Origin of the sequence: Tistrella mobilis KA081020-065 (assembly GCF_000264455.2) — a bacterium.
Classification (GTDB): domain Bacteria; phylum Pseudomonadota; class Alphaproteobacteria; order Tistrellales; family Tistrellaceae; genus Tistrella; species Tistrella mobilis.
In genome coordinates, this window is the sequence record NC_017956.1 from 1,248,355 (window position 1) to 1,271,515 (window position 23,161).

General features: G+C 64.6%; 23 protein-coding genes. 10 read left to right on the plus strand and 13 right to left on the minus strand.

The genetic code is table 11. The annotated features are described in order from the left end of the window. Window positions 1-109: 109 nt before the first annotated feature. On the minus strand, window positions 110-649 hold the full coding sequence (locus tag TMO_RS05705; protein WP_014744651.1) for a GNAT family N-acetyltransferase: 540 nt from the start codon (window positions 647-649) through the stop codon (window positions 110-112). After that, the gene (locus TMO_RS05710; RefSeq protein ID WP_014744652.1) at window positions 646-1,749 is read right to left on the minus strand and encodes a CobW family GTP-binding protein; all 1,104 of its coding nucleotides are present in this window, start codon (window positions 1,747-1,749) and stop codon (window positions 646-648) included. Before TMO_RS05710 ends, TMO_RS05705 begins: the two co-directional genes overlap by 4 nt. 148 nt (window positions 1,750-1,897) lie before the next feature. Here TMO_RS05710 and TMO_RS05715 point away from each other — a divergent pair, with 148 nt between their 5' ends. Continuing rightward, window positions 1,898-2,839: a 3-hydroxyacyl-CoA dehydrogenase NAD-binding domain-containing protein gene (locus TMO_RS05715; RefSeq protein ID WP_051045313.1), complete on the plus strand. Its 942-nt coding sequence runs from the start codon at window positions 1,898-1,900 to the stop codon at window positions 2,837-2,839. Between the two features lie 102 nt (window positions 2,840-2,941). Here the strand turns inward: TMO_RS05715 and TMO_RS05720 are convergent, their stop codons facing one another. Then, window positions 2,942-4,159: an NADP-dependent isocitrate dehydrogenase gene (locus tag TMO_RS05720; protein WP_041605546.1), complete on the minus strand. Its 1,218-nt coding sequence runs from the start codon at window positions 4,157-4,159 to the stop codon at window positions 2,942-2,944. 261 nt (window positions 4,160-4,420) lie between these two features. Between TMO_RS05720 and TMO_RS05725 the strand changes: the two genes are divergently transcribed. Together TMO_RS05725 and TMO_RS05730 are read left to right on the plus strand one after the other, a co-directional pair. Then, window positions 4,421-5,314, plus strand: coding sequence for a hypothetical protein (locus tag TMO_RS05725; protein WP_014744655.1), 894 nt, complete (start codon window positions 4,421-4,423; stop codon window positions 5,312-5,314). Window positions 5,315-5,424: 110 nt separating this feature from the next. Next, complete coding sequence (locus TMO_RS05730; RefSeq protein ID WP_014744656.1) at window positions 5,425-6,672, plus strand: LysM peptidoglycan-binding domain-containing protein; 1,248 nt, start codon at window positions 5,425-5,427, stop codon at window positions 6,670-6,672. On the opposite strand, the gene TMO_RS05735 is transcribed toward TMO_RS05730, so the two are convergent. Then, window positions 6,673-7,914 (minus strand): MFS transporter, encoded by a 1,242-nt coding sequence (locus tag TMO_RS05735; protein ID WP_014744657.1) that lies wholly within the window; start codon window positions 7,912-7,914, stop codon window positions 6,673-6,675. 154 nt (window positions 7,915-8,068) lie between these two features. Here TMO_RS05735 and TMO_RS30280 point away from each other — a divergent pair, with 154 nt between their 5' ends. From TMO_RS30280 to TMO_RS05740, 4 genes are all read left to right on the plus strand, one after another. Next, on the plus strand, window positions 8,069-8,275 hold the full coding sequence (locus TMO_RS30280) for an ATP-binding protein (protein ID WP_081598787.1): 207 nt from the start codon (window positions 8,069-8,071) through the stop codon (window positions 8,273-8,275). Window positions 8,276-8,302: 27 nt separating this feature from the next. Continuing rightward, window positions 8,303-9,352 (plus strand): AAA family ATPase, encoded by a 1,050-nt coding sequence (locus TMO_RS30285; protein ID WP_081598788.1) that lies wholly within the window; start codon window positions 8,303-8,305, stop codon window positions 9,350-9,352. Beyond that, window positions 9,349-10,236 (plus strand): DUF4435 domain-containing protein, encoded by an 888-nt coding sequence (locus TMO_RS31180; RefSeq protein ID WP_145978076.1) that lies wholly within the window; start codon window positions 9,349-9,351, stop codon window positions 10,234-10,236. Before TMO_RS30285 ends, TMO_RS31180 begins: the two co-directional genes overlap by 4 nt. 337 nt (window positions 10,237-10,573) lie before the next feature. Next, entirely contained in the window at window positions 10,574-10,972 is a 399-nt protein-coding gene (locus tag TMO_RS05740) for a helix-turn-helix domain-containing protein (protein ID WP_041604847.1), read from the plus strand. Window positions 10,973-11,101: 129 nt separating this feature from the next. On the opposite strand, the gene TMO_RS31565 is transcribed toward TMO_RS05740, so the two are convergent. The 3 genes from TMO_RS31565 to TMO_RS05755 all read right to left on the minus strand — a co-directional run bounded on the left by TMO_RS31565 (window position 11,102) and on the right by TMO_RS05755 (window position 13,520). Beyond that, complete coding sequence (locus TMO_RS31565; RefSeq protein WP_187297814.1) at window positions 11,102-11,263, minus strand: hypothetical protein; 162 nt, start codon at window positions 11,261-11,263, stop codon at window positions 11,102-11,104. A gap of 103 nt (window positions 11,264-11,366) precedes the next feature. Beyond that, complete coding sequence (locus TMO_RS05750) at window positions 11,367-12,716, minus strand: hypothetical protein (RefSeq protein WP_014744659.1); 1,350 nt, start codon at window positions 12,714-12,716, stop codon at window positions 11,367-11,369. 195 nt (window positions 12,717-12,911) lie between these two features. After that, a complete protein-coding gene (locus TMO_RS05755; RefSeq protein WP_014744660.1) occupies window positions 12,912-13,520 on the minus strand; it encodes a TetR/AcrR family transcriptional regulator in 609 nt (202 codons plus the stop codon). A gap of 118 nt (window positions 13,521-13,638) precedes the next feature. Here TMO_RS05755 and TMO_RS05760 point away from each other — a divergent pair, with 118 nt between their 5' ends. Genes TMO_RS05760 through TMO_RS05770 form a run of 3 tightly spaced genes read left to right on the plus strand, consistent with a single transcriptional unit; the run spans window position 13,639 to window position 16,035 of the window. After that, window positions 13,639-14,556, plus strand: a complete 918-nt coding sequence (locus tag TMO_RS05760) for a DMT family transporter (protein ID WP_014744661.1) — start codon at window positions 13,639-13,641, stop codon at window positions 14,554-14,556. A gap of 55 nt (window positions 14,557-14,611) precedes the next feature. Then, entirely contained in the window at window positions 14,612-15,316 is a 705-nt protein-coding gene (locus TMO_RS05765) for a glutathione S-transferase family protein (RefSeq protein ID WP_014744662.1), read from the plus strand. An 8-nt stretch (window positions 15,317-15,324) separates the two neighbouring features. Next, window positions 15,325-16,035 (plus strand): glutathione binding-like protein, encoded by a 711-nt coding sequence (locus TMO_RS05770; protein WP_014744663.1) that lies wholly within the window; start codon window positions 15,325-15,327, stop codon window positions 16,033-16,035. A gap of 21 nt (window positions 16,036-16,056) precedes the next feature. Here the strand turns inward: TMO_RS05770 and TMO_RS05775 are convergent, their stop codons facing one another. The 6 genes from TMO_RS05775 to TMO_RS05800 all read right to left on the minus strand — a co-directional run bounded on the left by TMO_RS05775 (window position 16,057) and on the right by TMO_RS05800 (window position 23,160). Further along, entirely contained in the window at window positions 16,057-17,064 is a 1,008-nt protein-coding gene (locus TMO_RS05775; RefSeq protein WP_041605548.1) for an ABC transporter permease, read from the minus strand. 47 nt (window positions 17,065-17,111) lie between these two features. Next, the gene (locus TMO_RS05780) at window positions 17,112-18,641 is read right to left on the minus strand and encodes a sugar ABC transporter ATP-binding protein (protein WP_014744665.1); all 1,530 of its coding nucleotides are present in this window, start codon (window positions 18,639-18,641) and stop codon (window positions 17,112-17,114) included. Between the two features lie 102 nt (window positions 18,642-18,743). Further along, complete coding sequence (torT, locus tag TMO_RS05785) at window positions 18,744-19,805, minus strand: TMAO reductase system periplasmic protein TorT (protein ID WP_014744666.1); 1,062 nt, start codon at window positions 19,803-19,805, stop codon at window positions 18,744-18,746. 144 nt (window positions 19,806-19,949) lie between these two features. Beyond that, entirely contained in the window at window positions 19,950-20,921 is a 972-nt protein-coding gene (locus TMO_RS05790) for a biotin-dependent carboxyltransferase family protein (protein WP_014744667.1), read from the minus strand. Then, on the minus strand, window positions 20,911-21,786 hold the full coding sequence (locus TMO_RS05795; protein ID WP_014744668.1) for a 5-oxoprolinase subunit B family protein: 876 nt from the start codon (window positions 21,784-21,786) through the stop codon (window positions 20,911-20,913). The genes TMO_RS05790 and TMO_RS05795 overlap by 11 nt, the downstream gene beginning before the upstream one ends. Before the next feature lie 9 nt (window positions 21,787-21,795). Further along, window positions 21,796-23,160, minus strand: a complete 1,365-nt coding sequence (locus tag TMO_RS05800) for an acetyl-CoA carboxylase biotin carboxylase subunit (protein ID WP_014744669.1) — start codon at window positions 23,158-23,160, stop codon at window positions 21,796-21,798. Between the last annotated feature and the right edge of the window lies 1 nt (window position 23,161).

The following is a 23,161-nucleotide window of genomic DNA, read 5'->3' on the forward strand; positions in this document are numbered from 1 at the left end:
AAGGTAGCCAAATATGAATTAAAGAAAATATTTCTGAAAAGATAAGAAATCTATGGTAGATAATGTGCCCGCACGGACCCCCCGCACGGACCCCATGGGGAGCCGGCGGTCAGTTCCAGTCGTCGGGCTCTGCCGTCGTGACCCTGAGCAGGCGGAAGCCGGCCTTCAGATAGGCCCCGAAGGCGCGGGGATGGTCGGTGGTGTCGGTGTGGAGCACGACATGGGCCGCGCCGGCTTCGAACGCCGTGCGAAGCGCATGGTCGAGCAGGAAGCTGCCCCAGCCGCGGCCCTGGGCGGCGGGGGCCAGGCCGAAATGCACGATCTCGGCAGCCGGGGCCGCGGGCGTGCCATGGGCGAGGTCCAGCTCCACGAACCCCAGAATCGTGCCGGCGGCATCCCGTGCGATCAGCACCCGCCGGCCCGGGCGGTCCAGGATCGCCTGCAGCGCATCGCGTGTCAGGCTCAGGCGCCGCGACCAGCCATGGGGGCCGCCCACGGCGCGATAGGCGGCAAGATAGGTTTCGACATCGCCATCGGCCTGCGTCAGGTGCAGGTGGGGCGGTTGCGGGCGGGGCGGCTGCGGGTGGTCTGGACCGGATGGCGGCCGGTCCATGCCGAACCAGCTGAAGACCACCCGACTGCCGGTCATGCCGCCGCCTCGGCCGCCAGTTGATCCAGCGCCGCGACGGGGTCGGCATCCAGGGTGATGGCGACCAGCGTCGGTTCCCCGGGCAGATCGGCATCGTGGCCGAGCGGCATGGCCGGGTAGAGCCGGTGCTGCACGCCATGCAGGGCGGCGCCCGGGCGGTCGCCCTCGGGCGGCAGCAGGCCTTTCAGCCGCAGCAGCGCCGGCCCCATCCGGGCGGCCAGGCGCTCTGCGGCGCGGATCACCCGCGCCTGCGAGGTGCCGGCCGGCAGCCGCCGGGTGGCGGTGGCGATGCGGGCATCGGCGGTGTGGTGGTGGCCGTGATGATGATCGTGCCCGTGGTCGTGATCGTGCCCGTGATCATGGTGATGATGCCCATTCCCCGGAACCGAACAGGCGCCGTCGGCACAGATCCGGCGATCGGCCTCCGCTTCGGCGGCAAGCCAGGCGCGGGCGCTGTCGCCCCGGGCTTCGGGCGCATAGGGCAGGGGGGCGATCAGCCGGTCGGGATCGGCCAGCGCCGCCTCTCGCGACAGGATCAGGGCGCCCGGATTCAGCACCTGCAGCCGTGCAGTCAGCGCCGCCGTGGCGGCGGCCCCGGCGAGATCCGCCTTGGTGATCACGATCCGGTCGGCCAGAACCGCCTGACGCAGAGCCTCTTCATGGGTGTCGAGCTGGGCGGCACCATGTTCGGCATCGACACAGGCAACGATACCCGCCAGCGCGAACCGCGCCGCGGTCAGCGGATGGGCGGCGAGCGTGTGGATGATCGGCGCCGGATCGGCCAGGCCGGTGGTCTCGATGATCACCCGGTCCAGCCGGTCGATCTGCCCGCGGACATGATCCAGATGCAGCCGCATCAGCGTGTCGGTCAGATCGGATCTGAGGGTGCAGCAGATGCAGCCGGCATCGATCGCCACCTGCCGTTCGCCGGCCATGCGCAGCAATTCATGGTCGATCCCGGTCTCGCCGAATTCGTTCACGATCAAGGCGGTCGATGGGGCGATCTCAGGCCGCTGCCGGAAGATGTCGGCGATCAGGCTGGTCTTTCCGGCACCGAGGAAGCCGGTGATCACCAGCACGGGAATGCGGCGTTCGGTCATGGTGCGCCTCATCGGGAAGGGGGCACCAGAATAGGCAGGCCCGCAACCGTCGTCGAGACGTGACCGCTTGGGAGAATGGCCGTGTTTTCAGATGGCGGACGGCGCCGTAGTGTTGGGGCCACGGCCCCTGGGGCTGCACGGGTTGGAGATGACGATGTTCGACAGGATAGCCGTCCTCGGGGCGGGGACGATCGGGATGAGCTGGGCGGCGCTGTTCGCCGCGAGCGGCCGCGAGGTGGTCGTCTATGACCCCGCCCCGGATACGGAAGCGCGCTGCCGCCGGCTGGTGGCGGCCAGTGCCGACGCGCTGAGCGCGCTGGGCCAGCCCCAGGCCGGCGACGACAGCCGGATGCGTTTCACCACCGACCCCGCCGAGGCGGTGGACGGCGCCGGTTTCGTGCAGGAAAGCGTGCCCGAGCGGGTCGAGGTCAAGCACGCGCTCTATGCCCGGATCGCGGATCGGCTGGCGCCGCAGGCGATCATCGGCAGTTCCACCTCGGGGCTTACCCTCGGCCAGCTTCAGGCCGGATGTGCGGTACCCGGGCGGCTGATCATCGCCCATCCCTTCAACCCGCCGCATCTGATCCCACTGGTGGAACTGATGGGCAACGACCTGACAGATGCAGATGTGATCGACACCGCCGACGCCTTCTATACCGGCCTCGGTAAGGTCTGCGTGCGGCTGCACAAGGAGGTGCCCGGGCATATCGCCAACCGCCTTCAGGCGGCGATCTGGCGCGAAGCCATCCATCTCGCAGCCGAGGGCGTCGCGAGTGTCGAGGATATCGACAAGGCCGTGGCCTATGGGCCCGGCCTGCGCTGGGCGGCGATGGGGCCGGTCAGCCTGTTCCATCTGGGCGGAGGCCCGGGCGGCATCCGCGCCTTCTGCGACCATCTGGGCGGCGCCTTCCAGAGCTGGTGGCAGGATCTGGGCACGCCGATGATGACGCCCGAGGTGGTCGACATGCTGGCCGAGGGCGTGGCGGCCGGCGGTGATGCCCGCCCGATCGAGGAGCTGGCGGCCGAGCGCGACCGGCTGATCCTGGCCTATCTGCTGGCGCGGGGGAGCAGGACGACGCCTTCGTCCTGAACTGGCCCCCTGTCCTGAATACTGGCCCTGAAAAGACGACGGGCGCGGCAGGAAACCCTGCCGCGCCCGCGATCTTCAGCCGTCTGCCTTAACGGCAGGTCCTCAGGAAGCCATGGCCTTCTTGAGGTTCTCGTCGATCTTGTCGAGGAAGGCGTTGGTGTTGAGCCACGCCTGATCCTTGCCGACCAGGATCGCCAGATCCTTGGTCATGTGGCCGGCCTCGACGGTCTCGACGCAGACCCGCTCCAGGGTCTCGGCGAAGCCGATCAGGGCGTCGTTGCCGTCGAACTTGCCGCGATAGCCGAGGCCCCGGGTCCAGGCGAAGATCGAGGCGATCGGGTTGGTCGAGGTCTCGCGGCCCTTCTGGTGCTCGCGGAAATGACGGGTGACGGTGCCATGGGCGGCCTCGGCCTCCACGGTCTTTCCGTCCGGCGTCATCAGCACCGAGGTCATCAGACCCAGCGAGCCGAAGCCCTGGGCGACGGTGTCGGACTGCACGTCACCGTCATAGTTCTTGCAGGCCCAGACGAAACCGCCGTCCCACTTCAGGGCCGAGGCGACCATGTCGTCGATCAGGCGATGCTCGTAGACGATGCCGGCGGCCTTGAACTGGTCGGCGAACTCGGCGTCGAAGACCTCCTGGAACAGGTCCTTGAAGCGGCCGTCATAGGCCTTCAGGATCGTGTTCTTGGTCGACAGATACACCGGATAGCCGCGCTGCAGGCCGTAATTCATGCAGGCGCGCGCGAAGCCGCGGATCGACTCGTCCAGGTTGTACATCGCCATGGCGACGCCCGAGCCCGGGAACTTGAACACCTCGTACTCGATCGCCTCGCCGCCGTCTTCCGGCTGGAAGCGAACGGTCAGGGTGCCCTTGCCCGGCACCTTGAAGTCGGTGGCGCGATACTGGTCGCCAAAGGCATGACGGCCGATCACGATCGGCTGGGTCCAGCCCGGCACCAGGCGCGGCACGTTGCGGCAGATGATCGGCTCGCGGAAGACGGTGCCACCCAGGATGTTGCGGATGGTGCCGTTCGGCGACTTCCACATCTGCTTCAGCTTGAACTCCTCGACGCGGGCCTCGTCGGGGGTGATGGTCGCGCACTTCACGCCGACGCCGTGCTTGGCGATCGCCTCGGCGGCGTCCACCGTCACCTTGTCGTTGGTCGCGTCGCGATGCTCGACGCCGAGATCGTAGTAGAGAAGGTCGACGTCGAGATAGGGCAGGATCAGCTTGTCCTTGATGAACCGCCAGATGATGCGGGTCATCTCGTCACCGTCCAGTTCGACGACAGGATTGGCGACCTTGATCTTGGTCATGCGGACGATCTCCTCGGCGATGCGCGGCACCCCGGGGGCGCCGTTGCGACCGGGGCGGCTCCCGGGCCGGGACGGTCCGGGGCGGCAAACGCCGGTCGCGATCGGCGCGCAACATAGCATCGTGCGCGGCCGTTGCAAACCGGCCGCAAACAGCTTCCGCAGATACGGAAGATTGCGCGTGCACGGCACCGGCTTGACCCGGGGCGCGGTTCGGACCACGGTCTTCGGCACAGCCGCTTCACCACCGGAAGGCCCTCTCCGTTGACCGACCTGTTCAGCCTTGTCGAGCACCCGCTGGCGGTGACCCTGATCTGGCCGTTCGCACTGGGGCTGTTGCTGCCGCCGGCGCTGCGCTGGCTGGCGGGCGGCGTCACCGGCTGGCGGATCGCGGTGGTGGCGGTGCCGCTGGGGCTGCTGGCCGGGCTGGTGCTGATGCTGGGCCGGCCGGCGCTGCCGCCCCCGTCCAGCACCCAGAAACTGCCCTATCTGCTGACGGCCGCCGCCGCAGCGGCGGCCATGCTGGGGCTGCTCAACCCCAGGCCCGCCCGGATCGCCGCCATCCCCGCCGCTCTTCTGGTGGTGGGCGGCGGCACGCTCTGGATGGCCGGCGCCCGGCTCGGCCGGTACGAAACCATCGATCTGGTGCTGCTGCTGGGCGGGCTGGGCCTGGGCTTTGCCGCCCTGCTCGGCCGGTTGAGCCAGAGGGCCGAAGCCGACGGCGCCGGGCGTCAGCTGCTGGTGATCCTGGCGGCGCTGGGCCTGGGTTTCGTGGCGATCAATGGCGGCAGTGCCTCGGTGGGGCAGGCGGGGTTCATGGCCGCCGCCGCCGGGGCGGGCTTCCTGCCCTGGCTGCTTCTGCCCGGGCGTGCCGCATTCGGTCAGGCCGGTGTCATTGCCGCCGGCGGTTCGCTGGCGCTGCTGGCTGCCCATCTGGTTCTGTCGCGGCCGAGCGGTCTGGTCGTAGCCTGCCTCGCCATCCTGCTGCTGGTGCCCTTCGCCGACGGACCCGCGGCGCAACTGTCCAAACGTCTCGGCATCGGCCAGGGGCGGTTCGGAAAGCCGGTCCGGCTGGTGGTGCTGGGGCTGGTCGCGGTCGTGCCGGCGGCGATTGCGGTGGCAATCGCCATCCTGGTGGGGGCGGGCCTGCCGTCCTGAGCGGTCGGGGGCCTCAGCCGGCGTTGAAGCATTCCGGGATGACGTTTAATGTTCCTGCGGACGGGAATGCGTGACCACGCACGACGTGTGGTCCGCAAGGGGAGGCGCAGGTGACGTCACGGAATATCGCCATCATCGCGGTTGTGGCCGCGATCATCGCCGCCATCGCCGGATGGCTGATCTGGGGTGGGGACGCGCAGGACAAGGCCGTGGCCACCGCACCGGTGCCGGCGGTCCCGGCACCCGCCGCGCCGGCGGCGACACCGGCCCCTGCAGCTTCAGCGCCGCAGGCCCTGGCGCCTCAGACCGCAGCGCCTGAGGCTGCGGCGTCTCAGGCCGCGGCTCCGCAGGCATCCGCGCCCCAGACGGCAGCGCCAGAGACGGCGACCTCCGCGCCGGCACCTGCGCCGGTCGCCGAGGCCACCGGCCGTGACGTGCTGGTGAAGCCCTCCACGCCTGAACCCGTTGCACCGGCGACCGCGCCCGGGGCCGTCGCCGAACCGGCAGCGCCCAGTTTCGACATCGTGCGGGTCAATCCGCGCGGCGACACCGTGGTCGCCGGCCGCGCCGAGCCCAATGCCGAGGTGGTGCTGCGCGACGGCGGCACCGAAATCGGCCGCGCCCGGGCCGACGAGCGGGGCGAATGGGTGATCCTGCCCGAAAAACCGCTCAACCGCGGCAATCGCGAACTCGATCTGGAAGCGACCCTGCCCGGGGGCGCGAAGGTGAAATCGAAGGATGTCGTGGTGCTGGCCGTGCCCGACACGGCCCCCCAGGCCTCGGCGGCGGCGGGGGATGCGACGCCCCAGCCGGATCAGCCGATGGCGGTGCTGATGCCGCGCGACGGCGACGGCACCGGCCGCCTGCTTCAGCGCAGCGACCCGACCGGCGTGTCGGAAGGTCCGCTCAGCCTGGAAGTGATCGATTACGACGATCAGGGCCGGGTCAGCCTGTCGGGGCGGGCCAGGGCCGGCAAGGAAGTGCGGATCTATCTCGACAACGACCTGATCGCCACCGCCCGGCCCGACCCCGATCGCGGCGGCATCTGGGTTGTGACGCCCGAAGGCCGGATCCCGGAAGGCAAGGCGACCCTGCGGGTGGATCTGGTCGACGAGGGTGGCAAGGTGCTGGCGCGGCTGGAGACCCCGTTCTCGCGCGCGGCCTCGCCGATGATGCTGCCCGAGGGCCAGACCTATGTCGTCATCCAGCCCGGCGACTATTTGTGGCGCATCGCCCGCGCCACCTATGGCCAGGGCATCCGCTACACCACCATTTTCGAAGCCAATCGCGACCAGATCCGTAACCCTGACCTGATCTATCCGGGCCAGGTCTTCGTCCTGCCCGGGCATGACGGCTGATCAGCCGCCGATCCGCCCCCGGCGGGCCGAGATCCGGGCGGCGGCGACACCGGCCAGGCTGATGGTCGCCGCCGTCAGCCCGACGGCCACGAAGCCATGGGCGGCCATCACCAGCCCCAGAACCGCAGTGCCGGTGCTGATGCCCAGATAGGTGACGGCGCTCATCAGCGCCATCACCAGCCCGCGGGCAGTGCCGGCACGTTCGGTGGCCAGCGTGTTGAGCGCGGTGACCACCGTGCCCTGGGCCAGGCCCCAGAGGATCAGCGTCGCCTCGAAGGCGACCGGCCGGCCCAGGCTCTGCGACATGGCGACCATGTCGACGGCCAGAAACGCCAGCGCCACGGTGAGGGCGCGATCCTTGCCGACGCGGTCGACCAGCCGGGCGTTGAGCGTGGAGCCCGCCAGGCCCACACCATACCAGAGCACGATGGCGCCGGCTGCGGCGGCACCGCTGCCCTCAAGGTTGCGCAGGGCCGTGCCGATATAGGCATAGATGCCGTAAAACGACACCATATTGGCGAGGTTGGTTGCGAGCAGCGCCGCCACCCCCGGCCGGGTGACCGCATGGCGCAGCCGGGCCAGAAAACTCGCCGCATCGTGACCGCTGCCCGCGGCGGGGCCGGCGGCATCGCGCGCGGGCGGCTGCGGCAGGCGCAGCACGGCAACCGCCAGAACCAGGATAATCAGCGCCGCCGCGGTCAGCGTGCCGCGCCAGCCCAGATGTTCGGCGGCGATGCCGGCCAGGGGCACGCCGGTGACCATGGTGATCGCCCAGCCGAACATCACCCGGCCCATCACCCGGCCGCGGGCGGCGAAGGGCACCATGTCGCCGACATAGGCATAGATGGTCGGCAACACCGCACCGCAGGCCAGGCCAGAGAGCATGCGCGCGGCCAGCAGCATGCCGAAACTCTGCGCGGTGGCGGCGACGATGCCGGCGATGGTGGCGATGACCATGCCGGCCGCGATCAGCCGCCGCCGGGGCAGATGCCCGGCGAACAAGCCGAAGAGCGGTGCCGAGACCGCCACCGCCAGCCCATAGGCGCTGATCGCGAAGGCGGCATCGGTGGCGGCCATGTCGAAATCGCGGGCGATATCGATCAGCAGCGGCGCGACCGCAAAGGCCTCGGTGCCGATCCCGGCCACCGCCGCGATCAGCGCCGCCACCGCCCAGCCGGGCAGGCCGGCCGGCATGTCGGCCGCAAGGGCGGGGGAGGGCGATGGCGGGCAGGAACTGGACATCGGGGGCACCACGCATCCGGGGGAGGGATCGCGGCGCAGAATAGCCGAACGCGCGTTCGGTGGAAGGGGCTCTGTTGAATGTCGTCATGTTGTTCGCTAACATTGGGTCCGTGCCTCGATTCGATGTATATTTTCAATAAATCGTGGAGGAACCATGTACACCGTCAAAACGATTTCCGTTTCTGGTTTCATGGATTCTAATCGTGAGATAAAGATAGATTTATCTCCAGATGCTAATTTTATTATTGGAAGAAACGGAACTGGAAAAACGACATTTATTAATTTGATAAATGCTGCGCTTTCCGCCGATGGACAAGCGTTGCTTGATTTGAAATTTTCGAAGATAACGTTCTTACTTTAAAAAAAACAATCTAGAATTGTGCCTCAGATGACAGTAGAAAAATCGAATGATTCAGATGGATTTAAGCAAATAACCTATATTTTTAAAAATGGTAGTAAGGCAAATCCGGAGAAAATGATCCTTCTTTCTGAAATGAGACGGCGGATAGTTATGATCAATAGACAAAGAAAGACAGATTTTTCACGGGACAATTACACCGAAATTAAAAGAAATTTGGATAAACTTTTCAAAAAAACATGGCTTTCTCTGCAGAGAGGGGCTGATTCGTTTGAAAGAGATGAATTTGACTATGATGAAATCACATATACCTCAGGTGTAGATAAGAAAATCTCGGAAGTATCAAATGAACTCACTCGATATTTCTCTAGGTTGGATAAAAAAGTATCAGATCTGACGCTTAGTTTTCAAAGAGGCTGGCTTATTTCCTTTTTTGCCACTGAGAAGAGCGTCGGTACGATCCTGCGAGGTGATATCAATATTGATGAAGATAAAAAGGCTATTGAACAGATATTTTCCAAATTTCAATTTCCACGAGATAGCTATGCAAGTCAGCTTGAGCGTCATGGAAAGCTTGCTGAGCGGGTTTTTAAAGGCTTTAGGGAGAAAGAAAAAATTGAATTCAAGGATTTTTTAATTATGTATGACGTCATGAAGTTGCATGCTCTTGTCGAGCAGTGGCAAGATCTGCAAGATAAGCAAACTGAAATTTATAGACCTAAGTATAATCTCGTCGAAATTGCATCAGAAATGCTTTTTCAGAAGCGTTTGGATGTTGATTCTAGTAATACAATTAGAGTAAAATCTCATAAAGATGAGGTTATATCTCTAATAAACATGTCATCTGGTGAAAAGCAGTTAATTATTTTCTTGGTGGAAACTCTTTTGCAAGAGCAGGAAACATATATATTCCTTGCTGACGAACCAGAGCTCTCTTTGCATATTGAGTGGCAAGAGCAACTTGTCCCAAGTTTACTTAGAATTAATCCGAATGCGCAGGTGATATTTGCTACTCACTCTCCTGATGTTGTAGGGAGGTTTCAGAATAATATAATAAATATGGAGGAATTGATTGGATGACCTTTGAAAGAACGAAATCTGGGCAGGAAAATAGAGCACTCTTTCTAGGAGTGGATATTGTTTGTTATGTGGAAGGGGAGCATGGTAGCGCACGCTTTTCTGAAGACAGCTATTTCTGGAGTAAAGTTTTTTCTGCTTGTACACCGGAACTGAGAATAAAATTCGAGCCGAGGGGAGGAAAGCCAATTCTGGAGAATTTGGCTAAAAATATTATTTCCGAAAATATTGCGAACACGATAGTTGCAATGGATGCTGATTACGATCAGATTTTAAACCAAAAAATTGAAGATCATAGAATTTTTTATACGTATGGATATAGTTGGGAAAATGATGTGTATAATATCGAAAATATGATTTCCGCGATAAAAGCAATACTTTATATGACGAATGAAATTCCCGAAGATGCATTATCAAATATAAGAAAAATGCATGAAGATATAATGAGAAGGATGAAATGGCCTGTGAGGGCGGATTTTCTAGCGATCCAATCCAAGTCATCTCTATTGCCCAGAGATAAGCCGGGAAAAATAATAGAAGAAAACAGAGGAGAAATAAAAATAAAATTAAACGAAATACTGAATAATTGCAAATCAATTAAAGAAAAAAGAAATAGATGTCGCAATTCTATTGTAGGACTCCGTGATATACGCAGATATTGTGTAGGGCATATCTATGCTTACATATGTATTCAAATTATAAAAATATTTATTAAAGCAATTAAGCACAAAAATTCTTCAAATAGTACACATATACAATCCATATCTATTATTGAATTTGAAAAATTTTTGGCGAGGAATAAAGATGAAATAAGTCATTATTATAAAGATATGTGCAGGGAATACGAAAATATGAGGGAACTCTCGAAAAATATCATTCGAAATTAAAATTGAATGATCGAGATGAAATGTAATATAGAAAATTTCTTAAGACATATGGCAGTTTGTACCGAGATGGTCATTACCTGAGAGCCGCCCCCTCTGACGAGGTGATCAGGTGCGGTGTTGGGTGCCGACGAAGAAGGTGTCGACGGCCACAAGGGCACCTGCCGCTCCCGGAATCCGGGCGGAAGCGTTCCAGCAGGCGGATTTGCTCGTCTAACGGGGGTAGCTTGCGTTCTGCCATCCTCTTTCTCGAGCAAATTACCCAGCATAGAAATCAGGGGATTCCCCTCAGCCGTCAGTTGTGATTCAAGATAGAGGCTGGAGAAGGAGGCCAGCCTGTATGGCGAAAGCTCTTTCCGTCGACCTGCGCCAGAGGGTGGTGGTTGCGGTTGCGTCCGGGATGTCGTGCCGTGCCGCGGCGGCGCGTTTCGGTGTGGGTGTGTCGTCGGCGACCCGCTGGGTTGCTCGGGCCCGTACACGCGGTGATCTGAGGCCGGACAAGCGCGGGGGCGATGTCCGCTCCCACCAGATCGACGCCCATCGCGCTTTCATTCTGGATCTGATCGAGGCGGAGCCTGATCTGACGCTGGCAGGGGTGGTTGACCGTCTCTCGGAGGCGACGGGCTATCATCCGCGCCCTAGCCCTATGTGCCGGTTCTTCAAGCGCCACGCCGTGACGCGCAAGAAAGACGGCGCATGCAGCCGAGCAGGACCGGCCCCAAAGAGCTGCGCGTCGTGAGGCCTAGTTCGATGGTCAGACGGATTTTGATCCGGAACAGCTTGTCTTTATTGATGGATGCGGCTCATCGACCAGGATGGCCCGGATGTATGGCCGGAGCGCGTAGTGCCGCGCGCCGGTGCCGCATGGTCAATGGAAAGCGACAACCTTCGTTGGTGGCCTCGGGCTGTCCGATATCACCGCGCCGTGACGCTGGATGGCGCTATGGGCGGTGCTGACCTCCTCGCCTATGTGGAACAGGTTGTGATCCCGGCCCTGCGGCCTGACGATATCGATCAGCAGCGGCGCCATCGCCCAGCCGGGCAGACCGGCCGGTATCTCGGCCACACGGGCAGGGCGATGGCGGGCAGGAGCCGGATATCGGCGGCACCACGCATCCTGGGGACGCGCGCGTTCAGCCCGAGGTGACGGTCCGGTCGAGCAGGGTGACGGTCAGCGTGTCGACGCTGGCCGGGTTCAGGTTCAGCTGCGGTGCCGAGAAACGTTCGGCGAAGGCGAAGTTATAGGCCTGGGAACAGGGGTTCAGGGCGGCTGCCCACTGGTTCCAGTGATTGGTGATGCCGGTGGGCCACAGTGCCGCGAACAGCAGGCCCTTGCCGGGCAGGGTGGAGAACCAGTCGGAACTTGCCATGTCACCAACGGCAATCGTGCCGCCCGAGCCCTGAACCGTCACCGCCGAGCCGATGGCGCCGATGTTCAGCCCGGCGAAGAAATCGCCCAGCACCCAGCCCCAGACGTCGTTGCCCGGGGTCTGAAGCGCGCCACCATTCAGTGAAAAGGCGGGGTTCGCGCCATAGCTCGCGGCCGGGTTCAGCAGGTTCCAGCGGTCGATGGTGATGGTCACGCTGGAAAACTGGCCGGTGCTGCCCGAGAGTGTGATGGTGCCGGCTGCATCGATCGACGCGGTCAAATCGTAGGTCTGGGCCTCGTAGATCGGGCCGGTTTCCTTGTCGTTGCCGGCGAAATTGCCCTTGATCAGCGCGATGGTGCCGCCGCCGAGGCTGGTGAAGCCCGGGACCGGCGCCGTCGTCTTCGGGCCGAAGGTTTCGATCAGCGCATCGTAATAGGACAGGAAGGTGTCATAGGGCGTGGCCGGCAGGCCGGGCATGGCGTCGGTCGACGGGCTGCCGAAGGGCGGATAGCTGTTGGGGCCGATGATCCGGACGAAATTGCCCGAGCCGTCGGTGACCACGCCCGAAGCGGGGTTGAGCAGCTGCTGCGCCACGCCGGCCGGCAGGGCATTGCCGTCGGCGGCGAAAGCCGCGATCACCGCTTTTGCGGCTGGTGTCGACTGGACCGGATCGCTGAGGGCCGCCAGCGACGTATAGACATCGGCGGCGGTGGTGCTGCCGGTCAGCCCCGCCAGGCTGCCGACCGATGTCCCCTGGAGCGAGGTGTCCAGGCTCATCGGGATGCTCCAGAAATCGATCGCCGTCAGGTCGGCACACCCGGTCGGCGTCCCGTCGAAGGTCAGCTCGAACTTGTCGAAGATGTTGTCATTGCCGGTCAGGACCGACGCATTCGGATCGATGGTGCAGGTGGTGGCACTATAGGCCACATAGATCCGGCCGCTGGTGGTGTCTTCGATGGTGAAGCTGGTGATCGAGGACAGCGCATACCACGTCTGGGCGGTCATTGCGGCGCCATTGATGGTCGCGCTCAGAGAACTGCCCCAGAAGCCCAGATAGACATCCGTGTCCGGCGTGCCCGAATTGTTGGTGACGGTGAGGGTGATGGACGCCATCCTGCCGATCCTTCTGTCAAATATGTTGCATTTTGCAATACATCGGGGTGAGGCAGGTGAGACAGGCCGCGATCGAGGGCGAGGGCGGTCCAACGGACAGGTTTCCGATGTATCGAGCACTTTCATCTTATTCGCGGAACTTTACCGCAAACAAGAGAGATGTGACCGATCGGCAATACAATTTATGCGGGAGGTTTAATCGGCAGAGCAGGCGATCGCCGCCGGCTCATCGAGCAGGGCGAGCGCCGTGTGCACCAGCGCCGTCAGCAGGGTGGGTTCGGGCCGCACGCGTGAGAGGGTGCGCAGCCCCATCAGCGTGCCGAGCAGATGGGCTGCGAGGTCCTCCGGGGGCAGGCGCCGGGTCACGCTGCCATCGGCCTGACCGGCGGTGATCCGGTCCAGAAAGAAGGCCTCGATCCGCCTGAGCGCATCGGCAACCACCTCGCGGAAGCCGGCATCATGCGGGGCCACTTCAAGCGAGGCGTTGATCAGCATGCAGCCCTTGTGATCGGGATCCGAGATCGACCGTTCCAGCGGTTCGTCGAAGAAGGCGGCGAGGCCGGCACGTGGCGGCATGGCAGAACAGCGACGGATCCGCTCGGCGATGCCGCATTCGATGTACTGGTCGAGCACGCGGCCATAGAGGGCGCGCTTGTCGCCGAAGGCATTGTACAGGCTGGCACTGGTGATGCCGGTATGCTCCACCAGATCCCGCACCGAGGTCAATTCATAGCCACGGGCCCAGAAACACCGGGTGGCCGCATCCAGAACCTTCGCTTCGTCGAATTCCCTCGGGCGGGCCATGTCGAACGTTCGTCCCCTCGTCTCGATCCCTGCGATCGGCATCTTGCCAATCGTTTTCTGACGTGCATTATAAAACAAGCGTCCTAAAACACAAGACGGCGCTCCGGGAACAGGACAGATGGGACTGGCGATGACCATGCAGCAGACGGCCCCCAGAGGGCGCGGGATCGAGGGCTTCGCCTGGGCGGCGCTGGCGGTCTCGATCTTCTCCGGCTGGTTCGTGGTCACCCGCCTGGCAGTTGTCCAGAGCCTGGAGGTCTGGGACATCACCGCCCTGCGCTTCGGCATCGGTGCCGTGCTGCTGCTGCCGGCCCTGTTTCCACGCGGTCGGCCACTCCCCGCCCGGGCGTGGAAGGAAGGGCTGGTCTTCTCCATGCTCTGGGGCGTGCCCTTCGTGCTGCTGGTGGCGGCGGGGCTGCAGCTGACGTCCGCAGCCCAGGCGGCTTCCATCGCCCCCACCGCCATGCCGCTTTTCGCGGGGGTGTTGGGGGCCATTTTCCTGGGGGAACGCCATGGCCGGCTGCGCTGGGCGGGCTATGCCGCGATCGTTCTGGGCCAGGCGGCGCTGATCCTGATCGGCAGCGCCATCCACGGCCTGCCCGACTCCGGCGGTATCCTGGCGCTGCTGGGGGCAGCCGCTCTCTGGGCGATCTATACCCTGCGGTTTCGCGGCAGTCTGGTCACCCCGATCCAGTCTGCTGCCCTGATCTGCTTCTGGTCGGCGGTGCTGTTCCTGCCGGTCTATCTCGCCGCCGGTCTTTCCAATCTGGGCAGCGCCCCGGCCAGCGAAGTCGTCGTGCAGGGCCTGTACCAGGGTGTGCTGATGAGCGCCGTGGCGGTGATCACCTTCAACCGTGCCGTCGGCCTGCTGGGGCCTGCCGCGGCGACCGGCATCATCGCCCTGGTGCCCGTGGTCGCCTCGACCTTAGCCGTTCCGGTGCTGGGCGAACTGCCGGCCCCGGCCGAGGCCCTGGCCATCCTGCTGATCGTCGCCGGCGTGCTGCTGGTGGCACGCCCGGTGCGGCGGCCGGCCTGACCCTGAGTTCCTCCCCCCAAAAGTTCCTCCCCCGAAAACAGAGAGGGTAGCCCTCGTGATCCGCTTCTATTATCACCCGACCCCGAACCCGGCGAAGGTGGCGCTGCTGCTGGAGGAAACCGGTCTGCCCTATGAGGTGGTGCCGGTCGATACCCGCAAGGGTGAGCAGCATGATCCGGCCTTCCTGGCGGTCAATCCCAACGCCAAGGTGCCGGCGATCGTCGACCTCGACGGACCTGGCGGCAAGCCGGCGCGCGTCTTCGATTCGACAGCGATCCTGATCTACCTCGCCGAAAAGGCCGATGCCTTCCTCGGTGCGCCCGACGACCGGCCGGAGCTGCTGTCCTGGCTGATGTTCATCGCCTCGGGGCTGGGACCGTTCTCGGGCCAGGCGGTGCATTTCCAGCACGCCGCCCCCGAGGGGCTGGACTATGCCCGCAACCGCTACCGGCGCGAGGCCGAGCGGCATTACGAGGTGCTGGACCGGCATCTGGATGGGCGCGACTGGATCGCGGGCGACAGCTACACCATCGCCGACATCTCGGCCTGGGGCTGGCTGGAGCGGGCCGAGCGGGTGCTGAAGGGCAAGACCGATCCGCTGGCCGACTATCCCAACCTGAAGCGCCTCTTCCAGGCGGTCGATGCCCGGCCGGCAGCGGAGCGGGCCCGCAGGGTGGGGAGCGATCATGACTTCAAGACCGTGATCGATGAACAGGCGCAACGCGCGCTCTACCCGTCCAACTATCCCAAAGCCGGGTGAGGCCCGATATGATCGATCTCTATTACTGGCCGACGCCGAACGGCCACAAGATCACCATGTTCCTGGAAGAGACCGGGCTGGACTATCGGATCCATCCGGTCGACATCAGCGCGGGCGATCAGTTCAAGCCGGAGTTTCTGGCGATCTCGCCCAATAACCGCATGCCGGCGATCGTCGATCATGCGCCCGCCGATGGCGGCGCGCCGGTCAGCGTGTTCGAATCGGGCGCCATCCTGCTCTATCTGGCCGAGAAGACCGGCCGGCTGCTGCCCACGGAACTGCGCGCCCGCAAGACCGTCACCGAATGGCTGTTCTGGCAGGTGGGCGGGCTGGGGCCGATGGCCGGGCAGAACCATCATTTCGGGCTCTATGCGCCCGAGAAGCTGCCCTATGCCATCACCCGCTATGTGAACGAGACCAACCGGCTCTACGGCGTGCTCGACCGCCGGCTGAAGGGTCGGCGCTATATTGCGGGCGACGACTATTCCATCGCCGATCTGGCGAGCTATCCCTGGGTGGTGCCGTGGAAGCGCCAGCAGCAGAACCTGGATGATTTCCCCGATCTGCGCCGCTGGTTCGACGATATCCGTGCCCGCCCGGCGACGGTCCGTGCCTATGAGAAGGGCGAGCCCTACATGTCGCGGCCGACCGTGACCGAAGAGGGCAAGAAGCTGCTCTTCGGCCAGACGGCGGCATCCACCGGTGGCGGCGGCAGCTGATCCCGGCGACGGGGTGGGGCCTCAGCCCCGCCCCATCAGCATGCGGTAGCGGATCTGGTCGAAGACCACGGCCAGGATCAGCAGGGCGCCGAGCAGCACCATCTGCATGTAGGAGCTGATCTGGGCCAGGTTCATGCCGTTCTGGACCAGGACGATGAAGAAGGCGCCGAGCACGACATTCTCGACCCGGCCAATGCCGCCGCGCAGCGACACGCCGGCGATGACGCAGGCGGCGATGCTCTCCAGCGCGATGGTGCCGCCCAGATTGGCTTCGCCACTCTCGACGCGGGCGGTGAGCAGCAGCCCGGTCAGCGAGGCGATCAGCGCGCAGATCACATAGGCGAAGACCAGCACCTTCTTCGTGTCGATGGCCGACAGATGCGCCGCCTTCATGTTGCCGCCGATGGCATAGACATGCATGCCGATGCGGGTGCGGCTCATCACCACCCACATGGCCAGCGCCGCCAGCGCCGCGACCAGCACCGGCACCGGCACGCCGAACAGCCGGCCGAAGCCGAAGAGGTCGGCGAATTCGAAGGGCAGGCCGGAAACCGGCACGCCGCCGGTCAGGAACAGCGAGATGCCGGCCGCGACCGAGCTGACGCCAAGCGTCATGATGAAGGGCGAGACGCCGAAGGCGGCGACACCGATGCCGTTGACCAGGCCGATCAGCATGGCGGCGCAGAAGCCGGCGGTGGCGCCGGCCACGATCACCAGCCACACGGCATCCGGAAACATCTGGCCCAGCGCCGTCATCACCAGCGCCGAGACGACAGAGGTGACGGCGACCGCGGCGCCGACCGACAGGTCGAAACCGCCGGTGATCAGCACCAGCATCTGGCCCAGAGAGACCAGCATCAGATAGACCGACTGCCGGGCGACATTGACCAGATTGTCGACGGTGAGGAAGCGGTCGGAGAGGATCGTGAACACGATCAGTGCGCCGACCAGGAAGAAGGGCAGGACACCCAGACGGACGAACAGGCGGCGCAGCGGGTTGGCGGCGGCGCCCCGGGCGGTATCGGTCATGGGCGCGGGTCCCTTGGTCATGCCGGTGGCGGGTGCGGGCGTATCGGTCATGCGACCTCCTCCTCTTCCGCGAAGAAATGCGCGAGGACGGCCGCTTCCGAGATGCCGTCGCGGCCGAGTTCGGCGGCGATGCGGCCGCGGGAGAAGACCACCAGCCGGTGGGCGAGGTTCATCGCCTCGGGCAGATCCGACGAGATCACCACCACCGCCTTGCCGGCCTCGGCCAGATCACGGATCAGCCGGTAGATCGCGGCGCGGGCGCCCATGTCGACGCCGACCGTCGGCTCGTCGAAGACGTAGAGCGCGTAATCGCGGCCGAGCCCGCGGCCGAACAGCGTTTTCTGCTGATTGCCGCCCGAAAGCTGGGCGGCGAGCCGGCCGCGATAGGCGGGCGGCAGCTCCACCCGCTCCGCCACCTGTTCGCAGGTTTTGCGGATGCGCGGCCAGGGCAGCAGCCCCCGGCCGGTGAGACCGGGCAGCACCCCCTGGGCCAGGTTGTCGCGGACGGTGAAGGCCAGCTGCAGTCCTTCGGTCTTGCGATCCGGTGGCAGGTAATACGCCCCGGCCGCCATCATGGCACGGGTCGAAATGCCGGTGACGTCGCGGTCGGACGCATCCCCGTGCCAGACCACGCGGCCGGCCGTGACCGGCAGCAGGCCCATCATCGCGCGGAAGGCGCGCGACTTGCCGGAACCCACCAGCCCCGCCACTCCCAACACCTCGCCCGGACGGATGTCGAGGTCGATGCCGTTGACGCCCCAGGCATTCAGCCCGCGGATCGTGACCAGCGGCGCCCCGGGGGCATGGGCGATGGCGGGGTAGATTTCGCTGATGGCGCGGCCGGCCATCAGCTCGACCAGCGTCGCCTCGTCGGTGCCTTGCATCGGGTAGGTGCCGATCTTTGTGCCGTCGCGCAGTACGGTGATCCGGTCGGCGATGCGGGCGAATTCCTGGATGCGATGCGAGATGTAGATGATGCCGACGCCGTGGGCCTTCATCGCCGTCACCACCCTGAACAGATGGTCGACCTCACGATCGGTGAGCGAGGCGGTGGGCTCGTCCAGGATCAGCAGCGACACCTCGCCCTGGAGTGCCTTGGCGATTTCGACCATCTGCTGTTCGGCGCGGCTGAGATCCGACACCCTGCGACGCGGGTCGATGCGGAAATCGAGCCGGGCGAACAGCGCATCGGCGGCCCGGCGCATGGCCGGCCGGTCGATGAACGGCCCGGTCTTCAGCTCGTTGCCGAGGAAGATGTTCTCGGCCACCGACAGGGTCGGGACCAGGGAGAATTCCTGAAAGACCGCCGAAATCCCGGCCATGCGGGCATCCGCGACCGAGTGGAAGGCGACCGGCCGGCCGTCGAGGCGGATCTCGCCCTCGCTCGGCGTCGAGGCGCCGGCGAGCATGGAGATGAGGGTGGATTTGCCGGCGCCGTTCTCGCCGAACAGCACATGGACCTCGCCGCGCCGGAGGTCGAAATCGACCGCGTTCAGCGCCGTGACGCCCGGATAGCGTTTGGTCAGCCCCCGGGTTTCGATCAGGGGCGTCGGGCTGGTGTCTGATGTCTGGGCCATGGTCTCGGGCTGCCTGCTCGTTGACTGCGGGGGTGCGCAGACCGGCGGGGCGCGGGATGATCCGGCACCCCGCCGGTGGAGCGGTTCGGGATCGGCCCGGTATCAGTTCACCGAGAAGACCGGCGAGAAGTTCTCGGGCGGCAGGATGCTTTCGCGCGCCACCTTGCCGATGTTCTTCTGATCGACCACGAAGATCTTCGGGCCGACATGCTTCACATAGTCCTTGCCTTCCAGGATGCGCACCGCCTGGTCGACGGCGATACGGCCCTGAATGACCATGCTGTCGGCCGGTGCCGCTTCGATGAAGCCGCGTTTGATGCCCTGATAGACACCGGGGGTCATGTAGAAGGCGAGGATGCCGACCTTGTCGGTAAGGCCGCGTTCCCGCAGCAGGCCCTGGGCGGCCTCGGCGGTCACGGCGGTGCCGGCGATATAGGCGACGTCGGGCGTGGCCTGGAGCACGTCTTCCACCAGGCGCAGCTGGGCTTCCTTGCCGGTATCGCCATAACGCGGTTCCAGCACCTGAACCGCCGAGCCCTTGATCGCGTCCATGAAGCCCTTATGCGCGGCTTCCACCCAGCCGGCACCCGCCGGCCCCGGGAACCAGCCGACCTTGACCGGGGCGGAGCCGGCCGGATGCTTGGCCGCCAGATACTGACCGGTCTCGTTGCCCATGGTGTAGAACGACACCAGCGACTTGGCGGCCAGTTCGGGCGAGGAGATGCCGTTGATCACGTCGATCACCGGGATCTTCTTTTCCGCCAGTTCCTTGACCAGATTGTTGAGCCCGTCATACGAGATCGCGCCGATCACCACCGCCTGGGCGCCCGAGGCGACGCAATCCTCGATCTGGCTGATCTGCTTGGGCAGTTCGGTATAACCGCCGGCCTCGACCACGTTCAGCTTCACGCCCAGGCGCTTCGCCTCTTCGGTGACGCCATAGTCGACGCCCAGCCAGTAGGCGTCCTTCATGTGCGGGAAGGAGACGCAGACGTTCCACGGCTTGGACGCCTTGTCGAGCGGCACATAGTCGATGTCTTTCGACGTGCCGTCGGCCGAGAAGGCCGGGGTCACCTCGGCGGCGGGATAGGGAAACCAGTCCGCGGCCTGGGCAGCGCCTGTGAAGAGCGTGCCGGCCAGAAGAGCGATCGCGAGCTTTTTCATGACGTGAGCCTCTGATGTCGTCTTTGAACGTTCACGTTGTTTCGTGTTTGTTCTTGTTTTCGGCTGTCTTCTTCTTGCTCAGGCGGGTAGGCAGGTGGTCTGGTCCTCCGGGCGGTCTCCCCCGCCCGGAGGACCGGTCATGGGTCAGACCAGGGCGTCGTGCAGGCGGGCGATCAGCGAGGCGCGATCCCGGCGGGCGGTGAGCGCGGTCGCCATGTCGACCTTCACGAAGCGGGTGGGGGTGTGCGGCTGCAACTGGCCGATCAGATCCATATCGGCCGAGATGACGGCGCCCAGGGTGAAATAACCGCCGCCCGACACGGCATCGCGATGCAGCACGATCGGCTCGGAGCCGCCGGGCACCTGGATCGAACCGTACTGATAGCAGCCGTCGACGATGTTGGAGGGGTCGGAGCCGGCGCCGAAGGGCTGCTCGCGCGGCTCGAAGCTGAATGGCCGGCCGCCGCGGAAACGGTAGCCGATGCGGTCGGCCTCGGGCGCCACCTTCCAGTCATCCTCGAAGAAGTTGCGGCCGGCCTCTTCGGTGATCAGACGCCAGTAGAGGCCGGGCAGCACCCGGATTTCGGCCGGCGTGCCGGGCAGGCGGCGCAGGCTTGGGGCAACCGAGCGGCCTTCGTCGGCCCCCGGCCCCTCGCCCAGCGGCAGAAGATCCCCCGCGGCGAGCGCCCGGCCCTGGAAGCCGCCGAGGGCGCCGAGCGCATAGGTCGAGCGGCTGCCCAGCGCCTCGGGCACGTCGATGCCGCCCGAGACCGCGACATAGGCGCGGGCACCGGCCTTCAGATAGTCGAAGCTCAGCACCTGGCCGGCCTTGACCTTGAAGGCGGTCCAGCCCTGGCGCGGCTCTCCGTCGAGCTTCGGCGGCAGATCGGCGCCGGTGACGGCGACCGTGGCGTCGCGCTGGAATTCGAGCTGCGGCCCCAGGAACACCACTTCCAGCCCCGCGGCCCCTGCCGGGTTGCCGACCAGCAGGTTGGCGGCAGTGAGCGAGAGGGTGTCCATCGCGCCCGAAACCGGGATGCCCAGATGGAAATAGCCGGGCCGGCCCAGATCCTGGACGGTGGTGGCGAGGCCGGGGTTCAGAACCTTAATCGCCATCGAGGGCCTCCATCAGCCGGGCGTTGGTGCCGTCGATATCCGCCTTGAAGGCATCGAGATCGAAGGAGACCGGGCGGATGCGCGGAACATAGGTATTGGCCGCGACCTGAGCCGTGATCGCGTCGTACTCCGCACGGTCGATCGGCTTCCACTTCACGATGTCGCCCGGGCGGAAGAAGACCATGAAGTCCTGAAGGTAGGAGATCGACTGTTCGGGGTCGTAGATCGGCATCGGCGTGATGCCGAACATCTGGTAGCCGCCGGCGCCGCGCACCGAATAGATACACGAGAAACACCCGCCATAGCCGACCGTCAGCTTGGGCGTATCGGTGCGGGGGCGCAGATATTTCGGCACCTGCAATTGCCGGTCGCGCTCCACCAGCTGGTAGAGGAAGGGCAGGCCGGCCACGAAACCCACCATCGACACGAACCAGGGCGCGGAATGATGGGCGCGGATGAAGCCCGCGGCATCGTCGAACCCGTTGATCCGGGCGGCATAGTCCAGATCGGTGCCGCTCGGGTCCTGGTGGCGCTCGCGGAAGCGCATCAGGGTCTCGTGGGTCCAGGGATCCTGGTAGTAGACCGGGATTTCGATGATCCGGGTATCGAGCCGCTTCGGCCCCGCTTCGGCCGCACTTTCCAGCGCCTTCAGCTTCGCCATCATCTCGTCGGGCGCGATGATGTCGGGGTCGAATTTGACCTGGAAGCTGGCATTGGCGGGGCAGACCTCGGTCACCCCGGCGATCTTCGCGGCCTTGACCGCGTTGCTCATGGTGAGCGCCTTGAAGAAGGCGTCGAGCGACATCTCTTCGTCCATTTCGACGAAGATGTGCTCGTCACCCCCGAAGGAATAGCGCGTCTTCATCCGGTCCTCCTATCGGGTGGCGAGGCCGTCGGCGGCCAGCCAGGCTTCGAGGAACTGGGTATGGGTGCGGCCCTCGCGCACCTCCGGCGATGCGGCGAGGGCCGCATGCAGCGGAATGGTGGTCTTGAGCCCGTCGATCCGGATGGCCGCCAGCGCCGCCGCCATCGCGTCGATCGCCGCCCCGCGGTCCTCGCCGGTGACGATCAGCTTGGCCAGCAGCGAGTCGTAGAAGGGCGGGATCTGATAGCCTTCGTAGATCATGCCGTCGAAGCGGATATGCGGGGCCTCGGGCACCGACATCGCGCCCACCAGCCCGGGGAAGGGCATGAAGCCGTTGGCGGGATCCTCGGCATTGATCCTGACCTCGATCGCATGGCCGTGGAGGCGGACATCCTGTTGTGCGATCGTGAGCGGCTCGCCGCCGGCGATGCGGATCATCCAGGCGACCAGATCGATGCCGGTCACCATTTCGGTCACCGGATGCTCCACCTGAATGCGGGTGTTCATCTCGATGAAGTAGAAGCGGTTGGCGGCGTCGTCATAGAGGTATTCGAGCGTGCCGGCACCGCGGTAGCTGACGGATCGGGCAAGTGCGACCGCCGACGCGCAAAGCTCGGCACGGGTGGCCTCGTCCAGGCAGGCGGCGGGGGCTTCCTCCCAGACCTTCTGGCGGCGGCGCTGCAAAGAGCATTCGCGCTCGAAACAATGGATCGCGTGGCGGCCGTCGCCCAGGATCTGGACCTCGATATGCCGGGCATCGCGGATGACCCGCTCCAGATAAAGCCCGCCATCGCCGAAGGCCGCCTCGGCCTCGGACGCCGCCTGCGGGGCCAGCTTGCGCAGCTCCGCCTCGTTTTCGGCGATGCGGATGCCGCGGCCGCCGCCACCGGCGGTCGCCTTGATCATCACCGGATAGCCGACGGCTTCCGCCGCTGCCACGGCGGCCTCGACATCGGCGAGCCGGCCGTCCGAGCCGGGCACCACCGGCACGCCGGCGGCGATGGCGGCGGCACGGGCGGCGGCCTTGTCGCCCATCACCCGGATGGTGTCGGCCGAGGGGCCGACGAAGATCAGCCCCGCCGCCTCGACGGCGTCGGCGAAGGCGGCGTTTTCCGCCAGGAAGCCGTAGCCCGGGTGGATCGCGTCGGCGCCGGCGGCCTTTGCGGCCTCGATGATCCGGGCGGCGTTCAGATAGGAGGCTTTCGCCGGGGCCGGGCCGATGCACACCGCCTGATCGGCCAGCCGCACCGCCAGCATGTCGGCATCGGCTTCGGAATGGCCCTGCACCGTGGCGATGCCGAGGGATTGTGCGGCGCGGACGATGCGCACCGCAATCTCACCCCGATTGGCGATGAAGAGCTTGCGGATCGCCATC